26 protein-coding genes are annotated in these 26,085 nt (G+C 48.2%); 25 read left to right on the top strand and 1 reads right to left on the bottom strand.

Features of this window, described 5'->3' with window-relative positions; genetic code table 11:
• Positions 1 to 75: 75 nt before the first annotated feature.
• From NSQ57_RS00140 to NSQ57_RS00190, 11 genes are all read left to right on the top strand, one after another.
• Positions 76 to 1,224, top strand: coding sequence for a 3D domain-containing protein (locus tag NSQ57_RS00140; RefSeq protein ID WP_029519383.1), 1,149 nt, complete (start codon positions 76 to 78; stop codon positions 1,222 to 1,224).
• A gap of 146 nt (positions 1,225 to 1,370) precedes the next feature.
• The gene (rnmV, locus tag NSQ57_RS00145) at positions 1,371 to 1,916 is read left to right on the top strand and encodes a ribonuclease M5 (protein WP_013308117.1); all 546 of its coding nucleotides are present in this window, start codon (positions 1,371 to 1,373) and stop codon (positions 1,914 to 1,916) included.
• Between the two features lie 7 nt (positions 1,917 to 1,923).
• Positions 1,924 to 2,808: a 16S rRNA (adenine(1518)-N(6)/adenine(1519)-N(6))-dimethyltransferase RsmA gene (gene rsmA, locus NSQ57_RS00150; RefSeq protein ID WP_029519379.1), complete on the top strand. Its 885-nt coding sequence runs from the start codon at positions 1,924 to 1,926 to the stop codon at positions 2,806 to 2,808.
• 55 nt (positions 2,809 to 2,863) lie between these two features.
• On the top strand, positions 2,864 to 3,760 hold the full coding sequence (gene yabG / locus NSQ57_RS00155; protein WP_023986432.1) for a sporulation peptidase YabG: 897 nt from the start codon (positions 2,864 to 2,866) through the stop codon (positions 3,758 to 3,760).
• A gap of 201 nt (positions 3,761 to 3,961) precedes the next feature.
• Positions 3,962 to 4,243, top strand: a complete 282-nt coding sequence (locus NSQ57_RS00160; protein WP_013308120.1) for a Veg family protein — start codon at positions 3,962 to 3,964, stop codon at positions 4,241 to 4,243.
• 162 nt (positions 4,244 to 4,405) lie between these two features.
• Entirely contained in the window at positions 4,406 to 4,585 is a 180-nt protein-coding gene (locus NSQ57_RS00165) for a small, acid-soluble spore protein, alpha/beta type (RefSeq protein ID WP_007428013.1), read from the top strand.
• Positions 4,586 to 4,729: 144 nt separating this feature from the next.
• Positions 4,730 to 5,584 carry a 4-(cytidine 5'-diphospho)-2-C-methyl-D-erythritol kinase gene (gene ispE, locus NSQ57_RS00170; protein WP_029519377.1) on the top strand — a complete coding sequence of 285 codons (855 nt, stop codon included), beginning with the start codon at positions 4,730 to 4,732 and terminating at the stop codon, positions 5,582 to 5,584.
• Positions 5,585 to 5,765: 181 nt separating this feature from the next.
• Positions 5,766 to 6,593: a pur operon repressor gene (gene purR / locus NSQ57_RS00175; protein ID WP_013308122.1), complete on the top strand. Its 828-nt coding sequence runs from the start codon at positions 5,766 to 5,768 to the stop codon at positions 6,591 to 6,593.
• A 175-nt stretch (positions 6,594 to 6,768) separates the two neighbouring features.
• Positions 6,769 to 7,056, top strand: a complete 288-nt coding sequence (gene spoVG / locus NSQ57_RS00180) for a septation regulator SpoVG (protein WP_007428016.1) — start codon at positions 6,769 to 6,771, stop codon at positions 7,054 to 7,056.
• 345 nt (positions 7,057 to 7,401) lie between these two features.
• Positions 7,402 to 8,799 (top strand): bifunctional UDP-N-acetylglucosamine diphosphorylase/glucosamine-1-phosphate N-acetyltransferase GlmU, encoded by a 1,398-nt coding sequence (glmU, locus tag NSQ57_RS00185; protein ID WP_165150744.1) that lies wholly within the window; start codon positions 7,402 to 7,404, stop codon positions 8,797 to 8,799.
• A 59-nt stretch (positions 8,800 to 8,858) separates the two neighbouring features.
• A complete protein-coding gene (locus NSQ57_RS00190) occupies positions 8,859 to 9,812 on the top strand; it encodes a ribose-phosphate diphosphokinase (RefSeq protein ID WP_013308125.1) in 954 nt (317 codons plus the stop codon).
• A 67-nt stretch (positions 9,813 to 9,879) separates the two neighbouring features.
• Here NSQ57_RS00190 and NSQ57_RS00195 read toward each other — a convergent pair whose 3' ends face one another.
• Positions 9,880 to 10,080, bottom strand: a complete 201-nt coding sequence (locus tag NSQ57_RS00195; RefSeq protein WP_029519375.1) for a hypothetical protein — start codon at positions 10,078 to 10,080, stop codon at positions 9,880 to 9,882.
• Positions 10,081 to 10,276: 196 nt separating this feature from the next.
• Here NSQ57_RS00195 and pth point away from each other — a divergent pair, with 196 nt between their 5' ends.
• The 14 genes from pth to spoIIE all read left to right on the top strand — a co-directional run bounded on the left by pth (position 10,277) and on the right by spoIIE (position 26,003).
• Positions 10,277 to 10,837 carry an aminoacyl-tRNA hydrolase gene (gene pth, locus NSQ57_RS00200; RefSeq protein ID WP_029519374.1) on the top strand — a complete coding sequence of 187 codons (561 nt, stop codon included), beginning with the start codon at positions 10,277 to 10,279 and terminating at the stop codon, positions 10,835 to 10,837.
• 86 nt (positions 10,838 to 10,923) lie between these two features.
• Positions 10,924 to 11,154, top strand: coding sequence for an anti-sigma-F factor Fin family protein (locus tag NSQ57_RS00205; RefSeq protein WP_007428020.1), 231 nt, complete (start codon positions 10,924 to 10,926; stop codon positions 11,152 to 11,154).
• A 134-nt stretch (positions 11,155 to 11,288) separates the two neighbouring features.
• A complete protein-coding gene (mfd, locus tag NSQ57_RS00210; protein ID WP_342425484.1) occupies positions 11,289 to 14,816 on the top strand; it encodes a transcription-repair coupling factor in 3,528 nt (1,175 codons plus the stop codon).
• Entirely contained in the window at positions 14,800 to 15,918 is a 1,119-nt protein-coding gene (locus tag NSQ57_RS00215) for a peptidylprolyl isomerase (RefSeq protein ID WP_165150738.1), read from the top strand. The genes mfd and NSQ57_RS00215 overlap by 17 nt, the downstream gene beginning before the upstream one ends.
• A gap of 167 nt (positions 15,919 to 16,085) precedes the next feature.
• Entirely contained in the window at positions 16,086 to 16,628 is a 543-nt protein-coding gene (gene spoVT / locus NSQ57_RS00220) for a stage V sporulation protein T (RefSeq protein ID WP_029519371.1), read from the top strand.
• Between the two features lie 142 nt (positions 16,629 to 16,770).
• The gene (locus NSQ57_RS00225; protein WP_342425485.1) at positions 16,771 to 18,429 is read left to right on the top strand and encodes a polysaccharide biosynthesis protein; all 1,659 of its coding nucleotides are present in this window, start codon (positions 16,771 to 16,773) and stop codon (positions 18,427 to 18,429) included.
• 156 nt (positions 18,430 to 18,585) lie between these two features.
• The gene (gene mazG, locus NSQ57_RS00230; protein ID WP_342425486.1) at positions 18,586 to 20,085 is read left to right on the top strand and encodes a nucleoside triphosphate pyrophosphohydrolase; all 1,500 of its coding nucleotides are present in this window, start codon (positions 18,586 to 18,588) and stop codon (positions 20,083 to 20,085) included.
• 333 nt (positions 20,086 to 20,418) lie between these two features.
• Positions 20,419 to 20,691, top strand: coding sequence for an HU family DNA-binding protein (locus NSQ57_RS00235; RefSeq protein ID WP_007428028.1), 273 nt, complete (start codon positions 20,419 to 20,421; stop codon positions 20,689 to 20,691).
• A complete protein-coding gene (locus NSQ57_RS00240; protein ID WP_016818913.1) occupies positions 20,691 to 20,969 on the top strand; it encodes an RNA-binding S4 domain-containing protein in 279 nt (92 codons plus the stop codon). The genes NSQ57_RS00235 and NSQ57_RS00240 overlap by 1 nt, the downstream gene beginning before the upstream one ends.
• Positions 20,970 to 21,147: 178 nt before the next feature.
• Positions 21,148 to 21,432, top strand: a complete 285-nt coding sequence (yabP, locus tag NSQ57_RS00245; RefSeq protein WP_025721693.1) for a sporulation protein YabP — start codon at positions 21,148 to 21,150, stop codon at positions 21,430 to 21,432.
• The gene (gene yabQ / locus NSQ57_RS00250) at positions 21,429 to 22,007 is read left to right on the top strand and encodes a spore cortex biosynthesis protein YabQ (protein ID WP_029514620.1); all 579 of its coding nucleotides are present in this window, start codon (positions 21,429 to 21,431) and stop codon (positions 22,005 to 22,007) included. Before yabP ends, yabQ begins: the two co-directional genes overlap by 4 nt.
• Before the next feature lie 4 nt (positions 22,008 to 22,011).
• Positions 22,012 to 22,341 (top strand): septum formation initiator family protein, encoded by a 330-nt coding sequence (locus NSQ57_RS00255; protein ID WP_029514621.1) that lies wholly within the window; start codon positions 22,012 to 22,014, stop codon positions 22,339 to 22,341.
• Between the two features lie 123 nt (positions 22,342 to 22,464).
• On the top strand, positions 22,465 to 22,989 hold the full coding sequence (locus NSQ57_RS00260; RefSeq protein ID WP_014279051.1) for a S1 domain-containing RNA-binding protein: 525 nt from the start codon (positions 22,465 to 22,467) through the stop codon (positions 22,987 to 22,989).
• Between the two features lie 506 nt (positions 22,990 to 23,495).
• The gene (spoIIE, locus tag NSQ57_RS00265; protein ID WP_080710745.1) at positions 23,496 to 26,003 is read left to right on the top strand and encodes a stage II sporulation protein E; all 2,508 of its coding nucleotides are present in this window, start codon (positions 23,496 to 23,498) and stop codon (positions 26,001 to 26,003) included.
• The last annotated feature ends 82 nt before the right edge of the window (positions 26,004 to 26,085 follow it).

Consider the following 26,085-nt stretch of genomic DNA (forward strand, 5'->3'; position numbering starts at 1 on the left):
AAATCTGTTATAGTCACGTCAAATCTCAACTATGTCTTACTCCAGACGGCGGGCTATGTAAGGAGGACGGAGGAAATGGGCATTTTCCAAAAAGAGGAGACCCATGAGTCACGCTCATCCAGCATGTCTTACGTATTGCGTTGGAAGCAAGAGAATGTGCGCCAGGCTGCTTTGGTTGCTATTTTTCTAATCGCGCTAACGATTATGATTTCAATTCTGATGTACACGCAATCTAAAAAACAAGTCTTTTTTGTCATTGATGGCAAGGCATCTGCGGTAGAAACCCGGGAATCCAAGCTTCAAGATTTGCTGAGCGAGCATTCCATTTCACTTCAGCCGCATGATACAATTTCTATGCCGCTAAATGGAGCAGTACAGGATGGGGACCGCGTAGTCATTAAACGTGCCAATCAAGTTAAAGTATCTTCAGGCAATGAGACGAAAAAGCTGTACACAACAGAAAATACAGTAGAAGGTGCCATTCGTACCTCGGGCTATAAATTATCGTCAACGGATAAAGTTTATCCTGCGTTGGATGCCTCTGTTTCGTCTAACATGGACATAAAAATCGTCCGTGTGAAGAAACAGCAGGTCGAACAGAAAAAACAGGTGCCTTATCAGGTCATCAAAACGGCCGATCCGAGTCTTTATAAAGGCGATAATCGGGTCATTCAAAGCGGCAAATCGGGTGTGGTAGTCCAGCACGTTCAAAAGGTATATCATGATGGAAAGTTGGTATCCAAACAGCTGGTTAACAAGGAAGTTGCACAGAACCGTGTGGATAAGGTTATTGCGGTAGGAACGAAGAAAAAGCCGGTCGTTCTTGCTGCTTCCGTCGGTCCCAATGATGCGGTTAAGACAACAACGGTTAGTTCGGGCAGTGCTGTCCGTAAAGCAGGCGTCAATTTTAAATATAGCAAAGTTTTACAAAATGTCTCCATGACGGCGTATTCCTCACAGGAGCCAGGTATCGGTACACGTACTGCATCCGGCACGCGCGTGACGGAAGGCCGCACCATCGCTGTCGATCCGAGTATAATTCCAATCGGCTGGTGGGTGTATATCGAAGGGGTGGGCTTCCGCCGTGCGGAGGATACCGGTGGCGCGATTAAAGGCCACAAAATCGATGTGTATTATGAGAGTTTGAGCCGAGCCAACCAATTTGGTCGTAAGCACGGTAAAACCGTATATGTTATCGGACCGGTAAAGCCTGAAATCAACTAAAACAGGTTGTGTATGTTGAGGGCAATGCGATAGTATTAACAACATAGTTATGCCATGCTAAGAAGAGGATATCCTCTTCTTATTTTGTTTTCAAAAGCAGGGAAAGATAAATATAGCTTGCTGTGTAGCAGTGGAGGGAAATGCAAATGATCAAGGAAGTGATCGTGGTAGAGGGCCGGGATGATACGGTGGCCATTCGCCGCGCTGTTGAAGCGGATACAATAGAAACTGGCGGCTCAGCCATTAATAAAATGACGCTGCGTAAAATTGCATTGGCGCAGGAGCGGCGGGGGGTCATCATTTTAACCGATCCCGATCATGCAGGGGAGCGCATCCGTAAGATTATCGCTTCCAAGGTACCCGGCTGCAAGCAGGCCTTTATACCCGAGGCAGAAGCGACGCGCAAAGGAGATATTGGTGTGGAGAATGCCTCACCGGAAGCGATCAGACACGCTCTCGCACGGGTTCATACGACAGTAGAAGGCGCCGACCCGCTGATTGAGTGGGCGGACCTGATTGATGCTGGACTTATCACCCACCCCAATGCTGCTGCACGCCGTATGGCCTTAGGGAATGTGCTGGGTATTGGTTATTGTAACGGAAAGCAGCTACATAAACGGCTCTCTGTATTTCAGATCAGCCGCGAGGAATTTGCCGGAGCGCTGGCACAAATTGAAAGTGAAGGATTGTGATATTCGTATGACAGGGATTCAAGATATAGCAACACCGCGGCGTACGAAGGAAATTATTCAACGGCACGGTTTTTCGTTCAAAAAGAGTTTGGGACAAAATTTCCTGATTGATCAAAATATTCTCAATAAGATTGTGAATGCTGCCGGATTGGATGAGACGAAGGGCGCACTTGAGATTGGTCCTGGGATTGGCGCTTTGACTGAGAAGCTGGCGCAATCGGCCAAGGTAGTTACCGCTGTCGAGATTGACCAGCGGCTACTGCCAATTCTCGAAGAAGTGTTGGCCCCTTATGAGCATGTGAAGGTACGTCATGGAGACGTGCTGAAGCTGGATTTACGCGAGGTATTTGCAGCTGATTTTGCAGACGTGAGTAAAGTAAGTGTCGTGGCTAATCTGCCGTATTACGTTACTACACCGATTCTGATGAGGCTACTTGAGGACAAGCTCCCTTTGGAGAATATCGTCGTTATGATCCAAAAAGAAGTGGCTGAGCGTATGGCTGCGTCTCCTGGAACGAAGGATTACGGCAGTCTGAGCATTGCAGTACAATATTACAGCGAACCTGAATTAGTCTGTATTGTACCGAATACAGTATTTATTCCCCAGCCAAATGTGGAGTCTGCAGTCATTCGGTTGCGTGTACGGGAAGCCCCTCCGGTGGAAGTGGTGGATGAGAAGCACTTCTTTGAAGTGGTTCATGCTGCTTTTGCCCAGCGTCGTAAAACCATCTCCAATAACTTAAAAAGCCGATTCTTCACCAAAGAGAACAAGGACACGTTGGAGCCGTTGTTGCAACAAGCTGGTATTGAACCCTCCCGTCGAGGAGAAACGCTAAGTATTGAGGAATTTGCGCGTCTCAGTGCTGTTCTGGTGGAAGCAGGTATATCCTAAGCTGGAACCAAACTGTGCATTCACCCATACGATATACGAGGGGTGATACAGTGTGATGAGTTTAGGAGACTTGGTCGTTCGGAAATCGTACGGCGGAGATGTCACGTTTCGCGTTGAGGACATCCAGCGGGATAAAGCGATCATTAAGGGAATAGAATTTCGGTTGCTGGCCGATTCCCCGGTGAACGATCTGGTCAGAGTGCCTGCAGACCAGATTAGCGGTAAGACTCAGCAGGCTCACATTAAGGCTGGTGAGTCTCTTAATCTGTTGCAACGGGCACGCCAGCAGCAAGCTGCTCGTAGTCAGGCAGCTCTGGTTGGGGACTGGAGTGATCCAGTCGAGTCAACGTATTTTGAAATGCCGGGAAAGGTTCTTCATCTGGATGGAGATCCCGGCTATTTGAAAAAATGTCTCAGTTTATATGAACAGCTCCGTGTTCCTGCAGAGGGACATCACGTTCATGAATCGGCAATGGCGGATACGTTGTACCGGCTGCTTCCCCGTATCCGTCCGGATATTGTAGTGATTACCGGACATGATGGCGTGCTAAAGCAGCCACAGCCTTACGATTTGTACAGCTTGAAAAGTTATAAAAATTCGCAAAATTTTGTGGCGGCAATTCAGGTAGCAAGACAATATGAACGTCATCTGGATTCGCTGACCATTGTAGCGGGGGCGTGCCAGTCCCATTTTGAGGCGCTGCTGCGTGCGGGAGCGAACTTCGCCAGCTCACCAGGGCGTATCCTGATTCACGCGCTGGACCCCGTTTACGTGGCTGCCAAGGCGGCCTTTACTTCGATCCGAGATACGGTGAATATGGGGGACCTGTTTCACCAGACAATCAGCGGCAGTCGCGGAGTGGGTGGAATTGAAACCAGAGGAAGCTATCGCATCGGCCTGCCGAAGCTTGAAAATTTGTCAACGCTTAAAGTAACGCCTTCCGCAATCTAGGATTCAAATGTGCCAATAGGATTGACTTGAACAAAAAGCCTCTGCTTTCAGAGGCTTTTTGTCATTTTTTATATAAATTATTCCTGTTCGCAAAAAATTAAATTGACAACTTATTTTTCGTGTTGTTATAATATTTAGCTCGATTTGACAATCCATCTAAAATTCGTTATAATGGACAAGGAAAGAGGTGGTCGTTAGGCAATGGCTAAAAATACGCTGTTGGAAATCAAACGCAGTCTCGACGCACATGTAGGGCAAAAAATTTTGCTGCGGGCTAACGGCGGACGCCGTAAGACCGTCGAACGAACTGGTGTCTTGGAAGAAACGTACCCTTCTGTTTTTATCGTCAAGCTGGATCAGGAGCAACAGACGTTTAAACGTGTCTCCTACAGCTATGCTGACATCCTTACCGAGTCGGTGGAAGTCAGCGTATATGATCCCGACTCCCATACAAGTGTAGTCGAATATTTTGAAACACCTTAATTCATTTCGTGATTTATACCAGCTTTGCAGGTTTAACGACGGCTTCGTCATTTCAAATGACGGGGCCGTTTTGTATATACAGAGCAGGATGAAGCATGACATCTCTGCACATACTAAGCCGGGAATGATCTTCCTTATTCCATTGCCGAAGGAGGCGTATGTATGAGCCGAAGAAGACGGAGTGTCATGTCGGAGGAGCTAAAGTACGAGCTGGCCAAAGATCTTGGATTTTACGACACGGTCAAGGAAGAAGGCTGGGGAGGCATTAAAGCCAAGGATGCGGGCAATATGGTCAAGCGGGCCATCCAGCTTGCTGAGCAGGCTGCTTCTCGCAAATCGTAGCCATCGGTGGTGCTGATGAAAAGCGGGGATATCCGGGATTAGACCGGGGCATCTCCGCTTTTTTGAACCTCATGACTTGACACGCTGAGTCTGATATAATATGTTAAGCTGTCTTGAGGGAAAAGTTGAAGGTGGGTGAACGCCTTGAAAATATATGAAAAAGCACCGGCGAAAATCAATTTAATGCTTGATGTTCTACGTAAACGGGACGATGGTTATCACGAGGTCGAAATGATTATGACCATGGTCGATCTGTCTGACCGATTGACGATGTCTGAGTTACCGCGTGATACCATTATTATTTCAAGTCAAGCCGGGTACATACCATTGGATGAAAAGAATTTGGCTTTTCAGGCTGCGCGTCTGATCAAAGAACGTTATAACGTGTCTACGGGCGTCCACATCCATCTGGATAAGCATATCCCGGTGGCAGCAGGGTTGGCGGGTGGAAGTAGTGATGCTGCCGCAGCGCTGCGTGGACTGAACAAGCTATGGAAGCTTGGTATCTCGGATGCCGAATTAAGGGTGCTGGGTGCGGAGCTGGGCTCAGATGTACCTTTCTGTATTACAGGGGGTACAGCTTTAGCGAGTGGACGCGGAGAACTGCTCAAGCCACTTCCGAATCCGCCACAATGCTGGGTGATCCTTGCGAAGCCGCCGATTAATGTATCGACGGCTGAAGTGTACGGTCGTGTCAAAGCGGATCAGATTACGCACCACCCGTCTGCACGCCAGATGGAGCATGCGATCCGTAACGCTTCTTTTACCGATGTATGCAACGCACTGGGGAATGTACTGGAGGATGTAACACTAAAGCTGTATCCAGAGGTAGAGCATCTTAAAAACTCCATGATCCGCTTAGGAGCAGACGGTGTGCTGATGTCAGGTAGTGGACCTACGGTGTTCGGACTAGTATCGAAGGAAGCCAAAGTGCCACGGATTTACAATGGACTAAGAGGGTTTTGTAAAGATGTGTACGCAGTACGACTTTTGACCTGATTTTAGATATTTCTTTCTTATTATAGTGGCAATTGTTGTACAAATACGTACGAAGATGATATATTTACTATTAAATATTCGGATTTCACTATATCACTTACATTCCGCCAGCAACCGGCCAGTCCGCCGGTGCTTTACTGTACGAAGCGGGCGGCAGGAGAATAGATCGCGAGGAATTGTTGTGAAAAAACTTAAAAGAAGCTCACGATTGGTGGAAATGACGCAATTTTTATTGTCACGGCCGCATACGCTGGTGCCTCTTACTCATTTTGCGGATCGCTACGGGGCAGCTAAGTCGTCCATAAGCGAGGATCTGGCCATCATCAAGGAAGTATTTGAGGATGAAGGTACTGGCGAGCTTCTGACGCTGGCGGGAGCGGCAGGGGGCGTGAAACTGATCCCGAGGCTTTCCAAGCAGCATGCGCTTGCGTTTGCGAACGACCTGTGTGCGCAACTGGAGCAGCCTGACCGCATATTACCGGGAGGGTACCTGTATTTGTCCGATTTGCTGGGCCAACCTGCGATGATGAACGAAGCTGGTAAAATATTCGCGACCGCCTTTGCCAATCGTCAGATTGATGTGGTTATGACGGTGGAGACCAAGGGTATTCCACTTGCCTATGCAACCGGAGCACAGCTGAATTTGCCAGTCGTTCTCGTACGGCGTGATCATCAGGTAACAGAAGGCTCGGCTGTAAGCATTAATTATGTTTCAGGATCACAAAAGAGCCTGCATACGATGTCATTATCCAGACGTGCGATGCGTGAGAAATCGCGTGTGCTCATCGTAGATGATTTTATGAAGGCCGGTGGCACGATTCAGGGGATGGTCGACTTGCTGGCTGAGTTTGATGCTGAGGTGGCCGGTGTAGGTGTGCTGGTAGAATCGGGCGAGGTGGAGAACGAAGAGCGCCTGCTGCACGATTATATTTCACTGGCGAATCTGACCGCAGTCGATTCTCGAAGCAAGCAAATTACGGTCAAGCTGGGCAATTATTTTGATGAGTGAACAGGGCTGTAAATTGTCACAATCCATCATAAAATACCTAAATATGTCGAAAAGAAATCTTTTCAAAAAAATTACCTGAATTTAGGATACGAATTGCCGAAAAAAAGAAGGATTTCGAACTGCTGTGTGGAATGTATACACCAAGTCCTATTTGGAAAAAGGTGGTGAAACACACATGCAGATTACGGATGTTAGACTCCGCCGAGTGAACTCAGAAGGAAGAATGAAGGCGATTGCATCCATTACGATTGATAACGAGTTCGTTGTTCATGACATCCGAGTTATCGACGGTAATAACGGGATGTTCGTAGCTATGCCAAGCAAACGAACTCCAGACGGAGAGTTTCGCGATATCGCTCACCCGATATCTTCAGGAACCCGTGAGAAGATCCAAGCTGCTGTATTGACTGAGTACGAACGTGCGGCTGTGGATGAAGAAGTTGCTATTGAAGAAGGCGCTTAATTCGCCTAAAGCAGGATTGGGGAACAAAAGAAAAAGAGAGCCACTAACTGTGGCTCTCTTTTCTTTTTGTCTGGAATGAGATATATTCTTTAGTGAGTTAACAGTCAGTTTTAAGGCAACTTGGAGCCATCCGGGCTGCCGAAGCGGCTTTTTCATAAGACAGGGACTAGGCAGCGATGCGTCCCGGGGATGAATGTCCAGCACAAGCTGGCCTGAAAAAATAGCCATTAACCAAAGGTTCGCCGTTATTTTTCAGGAGGATTGTGAAAAGTTAAGCAAAATCTGATCTGGGAATTAACGTTTTAGCCAAGGGGTAACTGTTATTTTCAGGATAGGAGGTTGGACTTGTTGGAAAGGTTGGCAGTCATTCTTGCCGCAGGGCAGGGAAAACGTATGAAATCCAAATTATATAAAGTTCTGCATCCGGTGTGCGGAAAACCGATGGTTGGGCATGTGCTCGACACGGTTCGTGAAATCGGTGTGTCCCGAAGTGTAGTCGTCGTGGGTCATGGAGCAGAGGCGGTACAGTCTTATTTGGGACCGTCGGCAGAATATGCGCTTCAGGCAGAGCAGTTGGGAACGGGCCATGCTGTTAAGCAAGCCAAGGACTTGCTCGGTCAGGAAAAAGGTACAACCATTGTCATTTGTGGGGATACTCCTTTGATCACAGCGGAGACGCTGGAAGGCTTGGTGCAATTGCACGAGAGCCGTGGGGCAGCTGCGACGATTTTGACCGCTGAGTTGGACGACCCGAAAGGATATGGACGAGTTATCCGTGATGCTTCCGGGGCCGTGCTCAAGATCGTGGAACAGAAAGATTGTTCACCTGAGGAAGATGCTGTCCGGGAGATCAATACGGGAACGTACTGCTTTGACAATGCCAAGCTGTTTGCAGCGCTGGACAAGGTAACGAACACCAATGCACAGCAGGAATATTATCTGACAGATGTCATTGGTATTTTGCATGGTGAAGGTGAACAGGTTGAGGCGTATTTGACAGATGATGTGTCTGAATCCATCGGTGTTAACGACAGAGTCGCTTTGTCGGTAGCTGAGGGCTATATGCGTGAGCGCATCGTTCGCAAGCATATGCTAAATGGTGTCACTGTCATTGATCCGTCTTCTACCTATATCGGGAGCGAGGTTGTTATTGGTTCCGATACGGTACTGTACCCGAACACATGGCTGCATGGTCAAACACAAATCGGAGAAGATTGTGTGATTGGTCCGCAGGCTGAGATTCAGAATACGATTATCCATTCAGGCGCAACGGTAAAACATTCGGTGTTGAACGAAGCGGAAGTGGGAAGCAGTACATCTGTGGGGCCGTTTGCTTATCTGCGTCCAGGCGCGAAGCTTGGCGAACATGTGAAAATTGGTGACTTTGTTGAGGTGAAAAATGCGACCATTGGAGATCATTCCAAGGTGTCTCATTTGAGCTATGTCGGTGATGCCAAGGTGGGTACAAATGTAAATATTGGCTGCGGGGCAATAACGGTCAATTATGATGGATATAATAAATCCATTACAGAAATTGAAGACGATGCCTTTATTGGTAGCAACGTGAATCTGATCGCCCCGATTAAGATTGGAAAAGGTGCTTATGTTGTAGCAGGCTCCACTGTAACACATGCTGTCCCTGATAACGATCTGGCCATTGCCAGACCACGTCAAGAGAACAAAGTCGGATATGCGGACAAAATCCGCGCACGTGCCAAAGCGAAGAAGAAAAGATCGGAATGACCTTAATCAGCAAGCTGTTGAATCTGTAATGAATGAACCAGCACGGAGGGTTTCTATTAATGACTTATTGCGATTCCAAACTCAAAATATTTACTTGTAACTCCAATCCGAAGTTAGCCCACCAGATTGCGGACTACATCGGCATCCCAATGGGGGAATCCCATACCACATCGTTTAGTGACGGTGAAATCCAGGTTAAGCTGTCGGAAAGCGTACGCGGCTGCCATGTGTATATTGTGCAGTCAACTTGTCTGCCGGTTAACGACAACTTGATGGAGTTATTGGTTATGATTGATGCACTTAAACGCGCTTCCGCCAAAAGTATCAATGTCGTTATGCCATATTACGGTTACGCTCGTCAGGATCGTAAAGCTCGTTCACGCGATCCGATTACAGCGAAACTTGTCGCTAACTTGATTGAAAAGGCGGGGGCTCACCGCGTAATCAGTATGGATTTGCATGCGATGCAGATTCAGGGATTCTTTGATATTCCAGTGGATCATATGCTGGGAGCACCAATTCTGGCCCAATATTTCCGTTCCAAGCAAATTGAGAACCCGATTGTCGTTTCACCCGATCATGGCGGGGTTGTTCGTGCGCGCAAGCTGGCGGACTTCCTGAGTGCGCCGCTCGCTATTATTGATAAGCGTCGTCCAGAGCCAAATGTCAGTGAAGTGATGAACATCATCGGGAACATTGAGGGTAAAACGGCTATTTTAATTGATGATATCATTGATACAGCCGGAACGATTGTATTAGGTGCAAATGCGCTTAAAGAAGGCGGCGTAAAAGATGTGTATGCGTGTTGTACACATGCCGTATTGTCTGGTCCTGCGATGGAAAGACTGGAGAATTCGCCATTAAAAGAGGTGGTTGTGACGGATACGATCCCGATCGTTCACCCGAATCCGACAAGCAAGCTGAAGGTATTGTCTGTGGCTCCATTAATGGGAGAAGCTATCATCCGTGTGCATGAAGAATTGTCGATCAGCAAACTGTTTGAAATCGAATAAGCGCTGGCTCATTAAAAAGGGGTTGCCTTTTCCATGTGGAAAAGGTAACCCCTATCAGCATGTCAGGCTAAAAGCCTGGGCGAGATATGAATGTGAAACGTTGACGATTGTATAGTGTGTCCTCTATTTCGACGAAATGCTCATTAAAACGCGCAACGATGCCAATCTGGATATGTACATTCCCGTCATAAACCTGGACAGGAACGGAATGTTTTAAATGATATAGAAAATGGCTGTCATATAAGAGGATATCACCTTGATTGAGCATACCGGCACGCACCTTCCTATTCATAACAGGATTTTGCAAAATTCGATTCCAGTCGCTCCAAAGTGCAATATATAGACGAACTAGACCATTTCGATCTATATATTGTTCATTGAAAGTCGCTTATTAGATTTTTGCAAAATCCTCAATACAACTATTTTACCAAAAAATCCAGACTGTGAAAGAGGGTGTCAAGGTTATGAAGTGGATTGTAGGATTGGGTAACCCCGGTCCCCAATACGAGAAAACGAGACATAATGTCGGATTTATGGCATTGGATGCTCTTGCCTCGCGTCATAACATCCAGATTAACCAAAGCAAATGCAAGGCGTTGATTGGAGAGGGCCACATTGGTGGCGTGAAAACTGTACTGATTAAGCCAATGACCTATATGAATCTATCAGGCGAGTCTCTACGTGCTTATATGGACTATTATAAGGCCGATATGGAAGATCTGGTTGTCGTGTACGATGACCTGGATACAGAAGTCGGTAAAATAAGATTGCGTTATCAAGGTAGCGCAGGCGGCCATAACGGCATTAAATCGATCATTCAACATACCGGCACGCAGTCCTTCAATCGGATTCGCATGGGCATTTCCCGCCCGGAGCCTGGACATGCTATTGTCGATTATGTTCTAGGTACCTTTCCAAAGAAGGAAAAAGAATTGCTGGCCGGAATGATCGAGGACACGTGCAACGCCTTAGAATACAGCTTGAGTCATCCGTTTGAACGGACGATGGCTGAATTCAACAAGTAAGTTTAGACGTAGGCAGACGGGCTTAAATGGAAGATTGTTGGACATACTGAAAGGTATAGAAAACTTTCAGGAGGCATATACATTACATGGTTGTTAATTATGTATGCAGACATTGTCGAACTTTCTTGGGACGAATTGATTCCGCGGCAATAACCGAAGAAAGGTTAGGCTTCCATTCCTTGACCCCTGCCGAACGTAGAGATATAATAGCGTATAATTCGGGCGGTGAAGTGACCGTCAAAGTCATTTGCGAGCATTGCAGTCAGGCACTGGAGAATAATCCAGAGCTGAGTCTGCTCGTTAATCCGCTCCAATAACAGGTATTCAACTGGTCCGATGTACCAGCTTGAGAGGTGAAGCGGCAATTCCGCTTATGGAGCCTTGGCAGCATTGCTGAGGCTTCTTTTTCGGTTTACATGTAACTATTTATAAGCATAAAGGGGTGCCTTTTTTGTTACAAGCACTTATTCAGGCTTTTACGAAGGATGCTGATTATGCATCCATTGCAGCAGGCATATCATCAGGGATGAAGGAACAACTGATATCAGGTTTATCAGGCTCTTCCCGACAGGTACTGATGGCCGCGCTTGCCGAAGATACCGGACGACCGTTAATGGTCATGACGCACAATATGTTTGCCGCTCAAAAAATAGCAGATGACTTACAGGAAGCGCTTTCCCCCGATCAGGTTTTATTGTATCCTGCCAATGAGCTGGTAGCTGCTGAAGCAGCCATATCCAGTCCAGAGACCTTATCCCAACGAATTGATGTATTGATACGCTGCGCCCAGGGTTTTCGTGGGATTGTTGTCGTGCCGTTTTCTGGTGTTCGACGTTTATTGCCAATGGCGGAAACATGGCGTGAGGCTCGTATTGAGCTGAAAGAAGGCGAAACAATTCAGCTGGAAGTGTTTTTGCTACATATGGTCGAGATGGGATACCAGCGTGTAGAGCGTGTGGAATCACGTGGAGAGATGAGCGTACGTGGAGGAATTATTGATTTTTATCCAATGACAACCCGTTGGGGCTATCGTGTGGAGCTGTTTGACGATGAAATTGATTCGATCCGTAAGTTTGATCCGCAAGATCAGCGCTCGGTGGAAAAGGTTCAGGCCGTTACTGTAACGCCGTGTAAGGAAGTTATTGCGAATAACCAGCGTATGGATCAGGCGGCAGATGCCGCTGCTATTTTGTTGGAGGAGCAGCTGGGCAAAATGACGGATCGTCAAGCTAAGCAGCATCTGAAAGAAGAGATCCATCGTGAAATTGAGTTGCTGCGAGAGCATGTGTATTTTGACGAAATCTATAAATATATCTCCCTGCTGTATCCTGAACGTAAAACCCTGGCAGATTATATGCCGGAAGATACGATTCTGATTATTGACGAACCGGCGCGTATGCTGGAAACAGCCAAGCAACTGGAACGGGATGAGTCAGAATGGAATCTGCATTTGCTTCAAAACGGTAAAACGTTACCGCAGCTAGAACTGTCAGACGACGCGGACAATCTGCTGTACAACCGGAGATTTCAGACGTTGTTCCTGTCGATTTTCCTCCGTCAGGTTCCTCATACCCAGCCGCAAAATATTTTGAACTTCATCTGCCGAGGCATGCAGGATTTCCATGGCCAAATGAATGTGCTCAAGGCGGAGATGGATCGTTGGCGCAAAGCTGGCACACAGGTTATGATGCTGGCGAGTGGAGATGAACGTCTGGACCGGATGCGCCGAGTGCTTGAGGATTATGGTATTGATGAGCCGACGATGGCTATCGGCAATCTGCAAAGCGGTTTTGAAATGCCATCTATTCACCTGGCGGTCATTACCGAGGGTGAAATGTTTTCTCAGAAGCAGCGGAAAGCTCGTAAGCAGGGCCGCCATGTGGACAATGCAGAACGAATTAAGAGCTATAGCGAGCTGAAGGTGGGCGACTACGTCGTACACCAAAATCACGGGATCGGGAAGTACATGGGGATCGGCACGCTGGAGGTTGGCGGTATCCATAAGGATTACATGCATGTCCTCTACGCGGGTGGAGATAAGCTGTCAGTGCCGATTGAACAAATTGATTTGATTCAGAAATATGTTGGCTCAGAGGACAAGGAACCCAAGATTTATAAACTGGGTGGCAATGAGTGGACACGGGTTAAAAGTAAGGTGCGCAGCTCGGTTCAGGATATTGCGGATGACTTGATCAAGCTATATGCAGAACGACAGTCGGCACCAGGGTTTGCTTTTGAAAAGGATTCACCGGAGCAACAAGAGTTTGAGGATATGTTCCCGTATGATGAGACACGTGACCAGATTCGGGCCATCGAAGAGATTAAGAAGGACATGGAGCAGAGCCGCCCGATGGATCGTTTGCTATGCGGTGATGTAGGTTACGGCAAAACTGAAGTTGCGATTCGTGCTGCTTTTAAGTCTGCTATTGAAGGCAAACAAGTAGCGGTGCTGGTACCGACGACGATTTTGGCACAGCAACACTATGAGACGTTCCGTGAACGTTTTTCAGGGTATCCGTTCAATATTCAGGTATTGAGCCGTTTCCGCTCGCGCAAAGAGCAGAATGAAACGATTAAAGGGGTCCGGCAAGGCACGGTCGATATTGTCATTGGTACCCATCGTCTGTTGTCGCAGGATCTGGTGTTTAAGGATTTGGGAATGCTGATTGTCGATGAAGAACAGCGATTCGGCGTAACCCACAAGGAAAAGCTGAAGAAGCTGAAAACGAACGTAGATGTGCTGACGTTAACGGCAACACCTATTCCGCGTACGTTGCATATGTCCATGCTGGGTGTACGTGACTTGTCAGTCATTGAGACGCCACCGGAAAACCGTTTTCCAGTGCAAACGTATGTGGTTGAGCATAGCCAGACTCTAGTCCGTGAGGCCATTGAACGCGAGATGGCACGCGGAGGGCAGGTGTACTATCTGTATAATCGTGTGCAGGGTATTCAGGAGATGGCTGCAGAGATCAATGCGCTCGTACCGGAGGCCAAGGTGGGCGTGGGCCATGGACAAATGTCCGAAACCGAACTGGAGAAAACTATTTTGGATTTCCTGGATGGCGAATATGATGTGCTGGTCAGCACCAGCATTATTGAAACTGGCGTGGATATTCCCAATGTGAATACACTCATTGTGCATGATGCCGATAAAATGGGGCTTTCCCAGCTTTATCAGCTGCGTGGGCGTGTAGGTCGTTCCAATCGGATTGCCTATGCTTATTTCACGTACCAGCGGGATAAGGTGCTCACGGAAGTGGCGGAGAAGCGCCTTCAGTCGATTAAAGAATTTACGGAGCTGGGCTCCGGCTTCAAGATTGCAATGCGCGATTTGTCCATCCGCGGCGCGGGTAACTTGCTTGGCGCTGAGCAGCATGGATTCATCGCATCCGTCGGCTTTGATCTTTACTCGCAGATGCTGGCTGAGGAAATTAATAAACGTAAAGTCAGCGTACTTGGAGAAGAGGATCAGTCCAATCGGAATTGGAGTACGTCGATTGATTTAGGCGTCGATGCTTACCTGCCGGGTGACTATATTTATGACAGCATCCAGAAAATTGAGATTTATAAAAAGGTTGCAGCGGTCAGTACCTTTGACGAGGCTTCTGAACTGGAGGATGAACTGGTCGACCGATTTGGCGATCTGCCAGAGGCTGTGCGTCATTTGCTAGCCGTGGCCCGTCTCAAGGTATATGGACGCATGTATGGCATCGAGTCCATGGTACAACGGGATGACAATATCGTGTTGAAATTCCATGAAGGGCGCCAGCAGGCGGTACAGACCGCCAAACTTGCCGAGATTGGCAATCGCTTTGAAAGACGTGTACAATTTGAACAGGGCACTTCTATGAGCGCACGCATAAAGGGTAAAGGTCTAAGTGATCCACAGTTGTTAGAACTGCTGGAACAATTTTTGAGTGCATTGAAAGAAGCATTCACATTGAAGGAGGAACTGCAAAATGCCACAACTAAATAAAAGAAAACCTTGGAGAATGCTCTCCTTGGGAATGGCAGCGCTGCTAGCTATATCCGTTCTGGCAGCATGTACGAAGCAAGCGGATGAGAACAAGGTCAAGGATGAACCGAAGGACAACAGCAAGGTTGTCGTGACCTATAAGGGTGGAACGATTACCGAAAATGAGTTCAACCAAGAAATCAGCATGATGAAATTCCTGTACCCAGAGTATGAGGCTGCGTTAGCTTCGGATCAGGTACGAGAGCAAATTGTAAAGCAGGAAGTGGTGTACAAGCTTCTGGCGGCTAAAGCGGACGACAAAGCCAAGGAGCAGGGTGCCAAAGAAGGGAACGAACAACTAGAGCAGTATAAAAAGTCAGTCGGAGAAGATAAGTTCAAGACATTTCTGAGTGATAAAAAACTGACCGAACAAGGTGTGAAAGATTACTTCACGCGTGTAATGACGGTAATCAACAGCGAAACTAACAAAGTAACAGATGATCAGCTAAAACAGGAATTTGAGAAAAATAAAGATCAATTCACGACAGCAACCGTGCGTCATGTATTGATTAACTTCCAAGATCCTAAAACAAAGAAAGAGCGCAAAAAAGAGGATGCCCTCAAGCTGGCGAAAGAAGTGAAGGCGAAGCTGGACGGAGGAGCGGATTTTGCGACGATTGCCAAGAAATTCTCAGAAGACCCAGGTTCTGCGTCTAACGGAGGTCTGTATGAGAATGCATCTGTAGCGCAATGGGTACCTGCCTTTAAAGAGGCCGCTGAGACCCAACCGATTAACAAAATCGGTGAGCCGGTGGAAACGGAATACGGATATCACGTGATCAAAGTGGAGTCCCGCAATGAGCCAACGTTTGATAAATTGAAAGACAACGAAAAGGCTGCCCTGAAAAATAAATTGGCCGGGGAAAGTATCCAAAACTTTACCGAAAATGATTTGACGAAACTTGATTTGAAAATCAATCTGCCGAAGGTACCAGCTACGCAAGAGAAAAGCGGTGCAACTTCTGGTGCCGGTAGCACAACTACACCGGGCGCAACAACAAACGGTACGGGCGATGCCAAGGCAGGAACAGCCAAAGATGGAGCTACAAACGAAGGTAAATAACTGAACATGCATAAGGAATTGGGAACAGATGAATACTATGGTCAGATATCACCATAAACACCATGACCGTGACGTTCTTCGTGACCGCTTCTGGGGGAGTGGAAGCGTCTTTCGATACCGTCAGTAGTTTACTAAATTCTTCTTGAGAAAGTGGGGCAACATGTGAAATGAAAGCTACTGGTATAGTTCGCCGTATTGATGACCTTGGGCGGGTAGTTATTCCAAAGGAAATTCGCCGCACCTTGAGAATTCGTGAAGGAGATCCGCTTGAGATTTTTGTGGATCGTGACGGAGAAGTCATTTTGAAAAAGTATTCACCTATTGGTGAACTTGGTGATTTCGCCAAAGAATATGCTGAGTCCCTGTTTGAAAGCACGGGCCATATTACAATGATTACCGATCGGGACACCATTATTACGGTGGCTGGAGGCTCTAAAAAAGAGTTTCTGGACAAGCCAATCGGTAGCATTATCGAAGGTAGTATGGATAATCGCAAAACTGTGCTGGAGACAGCCAGCGGCTCTTATGAGCTAACGCGAGACCACGAAGAAACACTCTCGTCCTTTGTGGCGGCTCCCATTGTTTCCGGTGGTGATCCCATTGGTTCCGTTGTATTGTTGAACAAGGACGAAAATGTAAAAATGTCCGAAATGGAGGTCAAAATGGCTGAAACAGCCGCTGGCTTCCTGGGCAAACAAATGGAACAGTAACATCCCGTTTCACCCCTGTATGACGTACAGAATGGCGAAAGCCGTCCTACGTTGCACAGGGTTTTTTTTCTTTCCGTGAGAAGAGGCGGTATAATAGGACTCGGGTAAGATGCATTATTTCAGGTGGGAGTGGAGACGGAGAATGCAGGAAAATCGCGCCGCTTCGCGGCTGCTACGAGGTGCTGTCATTTTAACACTGGCAGCGGTAGCGAGCAAGCTGATCGGCACAGTGCAAAAAATCCCGCTGCAGAATATCGGCGGCGACGGCGTGTTTGGCATTTATAATACGGTTTATCCTTTTTATACGCTGTTCATTACCATTGCAGCTGCTGGATTTCCGGCTGCAATATCCAAATTTGTAGCTGAGTTTGAGGCAGTGGGAAACCGAGCAGCGGGGCAACGTGTTGCTCGGTTATCTTCGCTTGTCTTGGGTGTCTTCGGATTAATCCTGGGCGTGCTGATGTATACGTGTGCGCCGCTCATTGGTCAATGGATCGACAATGCTCACGTCATTCCGTCGGTGAGGGCGGCGGCGTTTGCCTTTTTGTTCGTGCCGGTTATGGCGGGACTGAGAGGATATTTTCAAGGTTTGCAAAATATGCTTCCGACTGCTGTTTCCCAAGTGACGGAGCAGGCGATAAGGGTAAGCGTGATGATTATACTGTTGCTGCTCATGCTGTCACAAGGAGCGGGAGCAGATATGATTGCTGCCGGAGCCGTGTTTGGTTCAGCAGCAGGTGGAGCAGCGGGCTTGGTCGTCATGTTGCTATATTGGCGAAATCACAGGAAGAGGCTTAGAAGGCAAGGGACGGTCATGGCGACAGTGCAAGCACAAGCTGGAGAGCTACACCCAGCGGAAAGCAATGGTGCCTTGTTAAAGGCGATACTGCGTTATGCCCTGCCTGTTTGCCTTGGAGCGCTAGCCGTTCCGTTAATTAGCCTGGTAGACACATTTACTGTACCTCGCTTGTTAAAGCAGGAGGGATTGGACGATACTGCGGTTATGGTGGCCTTTGGCGTGTATAACCGAGGTCTGCCGCTGGTACAGCTAGTCATGATGTTTGCCACCACCCTGTCGGCATTATTCATTCCATCGCTGGCTGAGGCCCGGGTAACCGGCGGTACGGAACTGGCACGTTGCCAGTGCGAGCAATCGCTGCGCTGGTTTTGGCTACTGGGACTGGCCGCTGCGACAGGCTTGATCGTGCTGGCTGTGCCCGTCAATGTGATGCTGTATGCGGACGACACCGGCAGCGGGGTCATGCGCTGGATGGCGCTAACCGCCGTAGGCGGCACGCTCAGCATCATCTCGGCTGCGCTGCTGCAAGGGCTTGGCGCAGTTCGCGCGCCGGCTCTGGCGATGCTCGCGGCTGCAGTAGCCAAGGCGCTGCTAAACTGGCTGCTCGTGCCGCAGCTAGGCACGGCTGGAGCCGCCATTGCGGGGGCTGTCGCCTATCTGCTGGCGGCAGTGATCAACATCGTGCTGCTGGCTCGCTTGGTAGGCCTGCGCGCGAGCTGGTCCGCCAGCGTGCTCAAGCCGGCGGCGCTGCTTATCGCCCTGGCTGGTGCGGCCGGGGCAGCGATGTGGGGCACCAGCGCTGTGCTGGGTGCCTTGGGGTGGGCTGCCGAAGGTCGTGCCACGGCAGCCGTGGAGAGCCTGCTGGGTGTAGCCGCAGGCGCCGCAGTGTTCGTGATCGGCCTCGCACGCTTGAGGCTGATCACGGAAGCCGAGCTTGTGGCGGTGCCCAAGCTCGGACGCCCGCTGGCAGCCGTGCTGCACAGGCTACGTGTACTGGCTTAGCCAGGCATACGGCTTACGGCGTGAATCGGGACAACCATTTTATGAGCCTATACCACTTTGTGGTATAGTAATGCCAAAGCAAAGGAAGCGGAAGCGGGGTTAGGCCGTGTATTTTTTCGAGCATGAGCCTTGTTTCTGCGAAACGGAGGATGGGATATGAGCGTAACATTAACGGTCGTAGGTTTGGGCTCGGGGGATCCGGATCAGCTTACGATAGGGATATTGAACAAAATGCGGGGCGCTTCAGCGCTGTATCTGCGGACCAAGGAGCATCCTGCGGTTCAAGTGCTAAATGAGTTTGAAGTGGCTTTTGAGTCGTTTGACGAGGTATATGAGACAAAAGAGTCTTTCCCAGAGGTATACGAGGAAATTACCAGCCAATTGATTACGACGGCTGCTAAGGCGGCAGACGGAAGCGAAATCGTCTATGCGGTTCCCGGCCACCCTATGGTGGCAGAAGCAGCGGTGCAGTTGCTTAAGGAGCGTTGTCCTGCGCAAGGGATTGAACTGAATATTCTAGGGGGCGAAAGTTTCCTGGATGAAGCTTTTGTGCGTCTTGGTTTTGATCCGATTGAGGGTTTTCAGTTGTTGGACGCAGGTACACTGGATGCCAGCTGGCTCCAGCCTCAGCTGCATACACTGATCGGACAGGTGTATGACACCTTTACGGCTTCTGATGTGAAGCTGTGCCTGATGGAGAGGTATCCTGACGATTATGAGGTATATGTCGGTCACGCCCTTGGGGTAGAAGGGGAGGAAACGGTGCACAAGGTACCGCTGTACGAGCTGGATCGAGTAGAGGGCTACGGGAACCTATCCTTGGTATACATACCTCGCAGTGAAGATGAAGCGCTGAAATGGCGTTCTTTTGACCGTCTACACGAGATTGTCGATATTTTGCGCAGCCCGGAAGGCTGTCCTTGGGATCGTGAACAGACACATCAGTCGATTCGCAAAAATCTGATCGAAGAAACGTATGAAGTCATCGAAACGATAGATGAGGACGACCCTGAGCATATGAAGGAAGAGCTGGGCGATCTGTTGTTGCAAATTTTGCTGCATGCCCAAATGGAAGAGGAAGTCGGAACCTTCAATGTGTATGATGTAATTCAGGGGCTGAATGATAAGCTTATTTTCCGTCATCCGCATGTGTTCGGTGATAATCAAGCGAATGATGCGGAAGAGGCGCTGCAAAACTGGGAGCAGATGAAGGCTGAGGAAAAACGGCTTAAAGGCACGACGGCAGCATACCCTTCTGTACTGGACGGGGTTCCGCGTGATCTGCCTGCTCTTATGAAATCGTACAAGCTCCAGAAGAAAGCAGCTAAAGTAGGCTTTAACTGGGATAGCATTGAGGGCGTATTCGATAAATTGGACGAAGAAGTGGGTGAGCTGAAGGAAGCGGTTCGTGAAGGGCATGCTGTGGAAGCCCAGTTGCTGGAGTTAGGCGATGTGTTATTTGTTGCCGTGAATGCAGCCCGGTTTATGGGAGTAGATCCGGAAGAGGCATTGTCGGCTACCAATCGCAAATTTGTCGACCGTTTCCAGTATATTGAGCAGAAATTACGCGAGCAGGGACGTCGTCCCGAAGAAAGCAGCGTAGATGAAATGGAGACTTACTGGCAGGAAGCGAAAAAGCTCCTTGGTAAAGCGTGATTCCACATATTCGCTTTTGGCTGCACAGAACAGTAAAATGAGACATATGCAGGGTTGAAAGAAGGCCCAGTTTGAGAGGACTTGCCAATGGGCAGAGTTTTGTAGTAGGATGTTGGCTTGACTGGGGTCGAATAAAAAAACGCCTGTCATTGCAGGATTTTTACGGACAAGCCAGAATAACTTGTAGTAATTCTGAAAATAACTGTAGCTTATAGTTAAGCGTGTTACAGTGACATTCAGAAGGGCTTCGGCCACAGTTGGACCTCACGTCTGCTCCATCAATGGACATGTAGCGTGATGATTATTTTTTGACATTTGGGAGGCTTTTATCTTATGAACAAGACAGATCTGATCAACAATATTTCCAGCAAAAGCGGTTTGAGCAAACGTGACGTTGAAGCTGTATTGAATGGCGTTCTTGGTGAAATTACAGATGCACTCGCTAGCGGTGACAAAGTGCAACTGATCGGCTTTGGTACTTTCGAAACACGCAAGCGTTCCAGCCGTACAGGCCGCAATCCACAAACCGGTAACACGATTGAAATTCCAGAATCGACCGTTCCTGCTTTTAAAGCCGGTAATAAGCTTAAAGAAGCCGTTAACTAATGCGTCTTGATAAATTCTTGAAAGTCTCGCGGCTGATTAAGCGGCGTACGGTAGCCAAGGACGTCTCCGAACAAGGGAGAGTGCTGGTGAACGGACGCGAAGCCAAGCCGAGCAGTGCGGTCAAAGTAGGCGATGAAATTACCGTCCAGTTTGGCCAGAAGCTGGTGACCGTGCGAGTGGAACGGCTCGCCGACACTACACGCAAGGACGAGGCTGCAAGTATGTACACGTTGGTAAAGGAAGAGCCTATTGCCAGGGACAATGGTTTAAACTGGTAAGCAGACATCTGATTTTCTCACAACTGTACATGAAAGCATTCCTTCATTATTTTATGAAGGAGTGCTTTTTTTCTTTAGATGACGAGTTTTCGTCCATCATATGCTGATTAACAGCAAAAGCGGTTCTAAATCATACGGCCCCCTTCATAAGCTAAGAACAGAAGGAGGGGTACATGCCATGATTGAACAAGGGAAGTCAAAGCACCATGATCTGCGCATGCAAAGCCGCAAGCAACTCGATATTTCAGGCGTCAGCAATGTGGAGAGCTTTGACAGTGAAGAATTTTTGCTTCAGACCGAGCTGGGCCATCTCACCATTCGCGGACAACATTTACATATCAAAAACCTCAGCCTAGAAGAGGGACTGTTGTCCATTGAAGGTCTGATTACTTCCCTCGTCTACCTGGAGCCCGGGGCCCCGGCTAAAAACGGAAAAAGCCTATTCGGCAAGATCTTCAAATGAACCCTTACACGCAATGGCTGACGTTAACGTGGATGCTGGTGTCGGGCATAGCCATGGGAGTGGTGTTTGACAGCTACCGGGTGCTGTCCATCCGCTTTCATTTTGCCCGCTGGAGCGTTCATATATTGGACGTGCTGTACTGGGTGGCCTCGGCTTTGTTTATTTTCCGTGTGCTATACGCGAGTAATCGCGGTGAGCTGCGGTTTTATGTCTTTTTAGGACTACTTTTGGGGGTTTGGCTCTATTTTTGGGCCTTTAGTGTTACAACCCAACGTTTTGTGGTAATGTTATTAGAGATAGTTCGCAGACTGACGTTGATCGTGAACAGCATACTGCGCATCCTGATTGTTCTTCCGGTGTTAGCGCTGTATCGGCTGTTACGCAAGCTAGTCGGATGGACATGGGCACTTATTGTGTTCCTGGGAAGGATGCTGATATACATCCTGATGCCGGTTTGGAAGCCGATCCTATGGCTGATCGGTCCACTTAAAGCGCGCTGGAGGACTCCAGAGTCGCTCGTAAAGCTGGGTATCAGACTGAAAAACACAGCGAAAAGATGGTTTGGAAGGAGGTAGTATCATGCGTAATTCGTCTGTAGATCGCCATTCATCTTCTACGTCCAAGTCCAACGCGGGCGGGCGCAGGCGAATCATGATTTGGTTGCTATCGCTTGCCGCCTTTGGTAGTTGGGCAATTTTCACCTTTTTTTCTCAAGGCATGATTATGGCCGATCGAAATGAACAGCTCATCCAGAAGGAAAAGCAGAAGCAAGCTGCTACACAAACGGAACAACAGCTTCAAACCGAAGTGAATCGTCTCAAGGACCCTGAGTACATTGGCGAGATTGCCAGAAGTAAGTACGGTCTTTACAAACCGGAAGAGACGCCAATCATCGGAGATCAGAAATAGGAACATTATCGGGCCAATGCTTAGTTGACCTTGGTTCCGCCATTTTGTATAATCAAATCACCACAGCGGGATTTTTTTGCAAAAAAATCGGTTGTATATTTTAAGGGAGGATCATTTTATTCTATGGCAATTGAAGTGGGCACCAAGTTAGAGGGCAAAGTGACAGGCATCACGCATTTTGGAGCATTTGTGGATTTGTCTGGAGGTGTCACGGGTCTCGTTCACATCTCGGAAATCGCCGATAACTATGTTAAGGATGTTAACGACCACCTGAAGATTAATGATGTCGTGACGGTGAAAGTCATTAATGTTGACAAAGATGGCAAAATCGGACTTTCCATTAAGCAAACGATTGACAAGCCGGCAAGTGAAGCCCGTCCCCCAAGAGCTCCAAGACCGGAGCGTACAGGAGGACCAGGCGGAGGCGACCGTTTCGGCGGTGGAGGTTCAGGTCCAAGTCAAGGACGCGGTGGTGGTGGCGGTGGTTTCAACCGCGATCGTGGAGGCCGTTCTTTCAAGCCTGCACCGGGTAAACCTTCATTTGAGGATAAAATGTCACGCTTCCTGAAAGATAGTGAGGAACGCATTTCGTCGCTGAAAAAGAACACCGAAGGTAAACGCGGAGGACGCGGCGCGAAGCGTGTTTAATTCACTTTGACAACCGTATCAACCATACACGGAAAACCGTACAGTCGAAAGACTGCTACGGTTTTTTTGCGTTCTACCGACAATAGATGCGACATGCAATGGGTGTGGACGATAAATCCGGTTATCGTTATACATGCATTTTATGAGATTCGCAATTTTGATGAAGACGAGGAAAGCATTCGTGCTGGAAAGCGAATGTTTTTTTTGTCGTGAGGACATAATCGTCCGACAAACTCCAACGGTTTTCCGTCTATCTTCTGTGCAAATCGCTAGTCTTGGTCATAGTGATGGACGACATAGAGAGGTCAAGCAAGGAGTTAAGAGACACAACTTCCATCTGCTTCCATACGGGCGTAGCTTGATGTTCAAGGTGATGCTCTGTCCTTTCGCGCAGAACGTTTTTTTGTCGGAAATTTCTTGGAATAAGACGTGGGGTTCTGACAAACTTTCTCAGTCGTTCCGGTTTAAGATGGGAACATCAAATTGATGAATGGGGTGCCTGACGCATGATGGAGAAATGGAACGTGGTACATTTTCCGGGGTTAAAATCTAGAAAGTCCAAATCCAAAGAGCGTACGGAAGGTTGGTCTTCCAGACTCAGAAAACGGCTGGATTCACATAAAGTGGTGCAATGGGTAACAGCGCAAAGATGGATGCTGCTATTGTCGGCTATGGGAGTTCTACTGGGACGCGCCACTATTTTGGACGAGCTTTCTCCTTTTGCCCTCGCTTATTTTGCGGTCATTACGTTTCTTCGGCGTGACCTGATGCTGCCTGTAGCTGTATCCGTTGTGTTAGGCAGCCTGTTAGCTCCTTACCCATCGTTATTTATGATTGGTGGTGAGCTACTGGTATTTTATTTCCTGTATCGCGGGTTACGAACCTTCGATCGTCTGGAACTATCCTATGCTCCGCTTATGGTTTTCTTGTCTGTGTTTATGGTCAATTTATTTAACGCCGTGATGGCTCCAACTTTCACATGGTATGAACTTATCATTGTGGGAACGGATGCGGTTCTCAGCTTTATGCTTACGCTGGTATTCACACAGGCCATACCGTTGTTTACGTACCGCAAGAAGACAAGCCAGCTCAAAAATGAGGAAATTTTATGTCTTATTATTTTATTAGCCTCTGTGATGACAGGAGCAGTAGGATGGACTGTTCATTCATTGTCTGTCGATCATGTATTGTCGCGATATTTGGTCTTGGTGTTTGCTTTGGTGGGAGGTGCTTCGCTGGGTGCATCGGTCGGTGTCATTACCGGTTTAATTTTAAGCTTGGCCAATATGTCTGCAATTGTGCAGATGAGTTTACTCGCTTTTGCAGGTTTGCTGGCAGGGATGCTGCGTGAAGGGAAAAAGGGTGCTGTTGCGCTTGGGATGCTGCTAGGCTCCTCCATTCTGACGATCTATTTGGATGGGACCGGAGACGTGCTGACATCAACCTGGGAGAGCTGTGCGGCGATTCTATTATTTTTAATGACCCCAAAAAGTTTCTTTAAAGCGGTTTCTACCTATGTTCCCGGTACGCAGGACCATGCTAAATCTCAGCATGAATATGCCAAAAGGGTCCGCGATCTTACCGCAGAGCGAGTAACGAAGTTTTCCCGTGTATTCAGTCAGCTATCCCGCAGCTTTCACCAGATATCTGCAAGTGAGGGCGCGAAGTCGGATGGTGAAATCGAACACTTTATGAATGCGGTGGCGGAAGGGACATGTGCCTCTTGCTTCAAGTGTGAGCAGTGCTGGGACGGCAAGTTCATGCAAACCCATCAGTATATGACTGAAATGATGAGCGCCATTGAGGATAACCCGGATTTGGAGCCAGAACAGATTCCCCCGCAATGGAGTAAGGCATGTGCTAAAACGGGCGCTGTCCTGCAAGTGATGAAGCAGCAGTATAGCCTCTACCAACATAATATGCAGTGGAAGCGCCAAGTATACGATAGTCGTCAGCTTGTTGCTGACCAGCTATCGGGCGTATCACAAATCATGGAGGATTTAGCGCGAGAAATTCAGCGGGAAGGGCAGACCATGCATCGGCAGGAGGAGCAAATACGGGAGGCTCTTGATAGACTGGGCTTGTCCATCCAATCTATTGAGATTATTAATCTGGATGCAGGTCAGGTAGAAATTGAGATTGTCCATGCCTATACAAGGGGATTTGATGAATGTCGGAAAATCATTGCTCCACTGCTGTCGGACATACTGGACGAGCATATAGCTGTAATGCGCGAAACGGAGGCAGATCGCCGCCAAGGCTTGGCTACAGTCATGTTCGGCTCTGCTAAAACGTATGAGATTGCTACAGGGGTAGCTAGTGCGGCCAAAGGAGGTGATTTTTTCTCAGGAGACAGCTACAGCATGATGGAGCTAGGGAACGGGACTTTTGCAGTCTCCTTAAGCGATGGCATGGGAAACGGAGAGCGCGCGCAGCAAGAGAGCAGTGCAGCACTTAACATTTTGGAGGAATTACTGCAATCGGGTATGGACGAAAAATTGGCGATCAAGTCGGTTAACTCTGTCCTGATGCTGCGATCACCTGAGGAAATGTATGCTACGGTCGATATGGCGCTGATTGATCAGTATACGGCCCAGACAACCTTTATGAAAATTGGGTCTACGCCAAGCTTTATTAAAAGAGGAGAGGAGGTCATTCCCGTATCTGCCAGCAATTTGCCGATTGGCATTATACAGGATATTGAAATTGATTTGGTATCCCTGCAGCTCCAGCCGGGTGATATTCTCATTATGATTACAGACGGTATATACGACTCACCGGGTTACGCGGTTAATAAGGAAATATGGATGAAACGCATGATTCAGGAGATTGAAAGCGAAGATCCTCAGCAGTTGGCCGACTGTTTGCTAGAACGGGTTATTCGATACCAACAAAATCAAATCTATGACGATATGACAGTAGTCGTTAGTAAAATAGATCACTTCCGCCCAGAATGGGCAACTCTCCATGTACCTGGCATGAGGTGGTTGGAACGTCCACGGACGGTGAGCTAATCCGACATTGCCCGGGAAATTCCTTATTCGCTTTTTAAAAATCCGCATCCTTCGTTTGAATCGTTCCGGATTAGGCAAAGAT

Source organism: Paenibacillus sp. FSL L8-0502, from assembly GCF_038593055.1.
In the GTDB taxonomy this organism is placed as follows: Bacteria; Bacillota; Bacilli; order Paenibacillales; family Paenibacillaceae; genus Paenibacillus; species Paenibacillus polymyxa_D.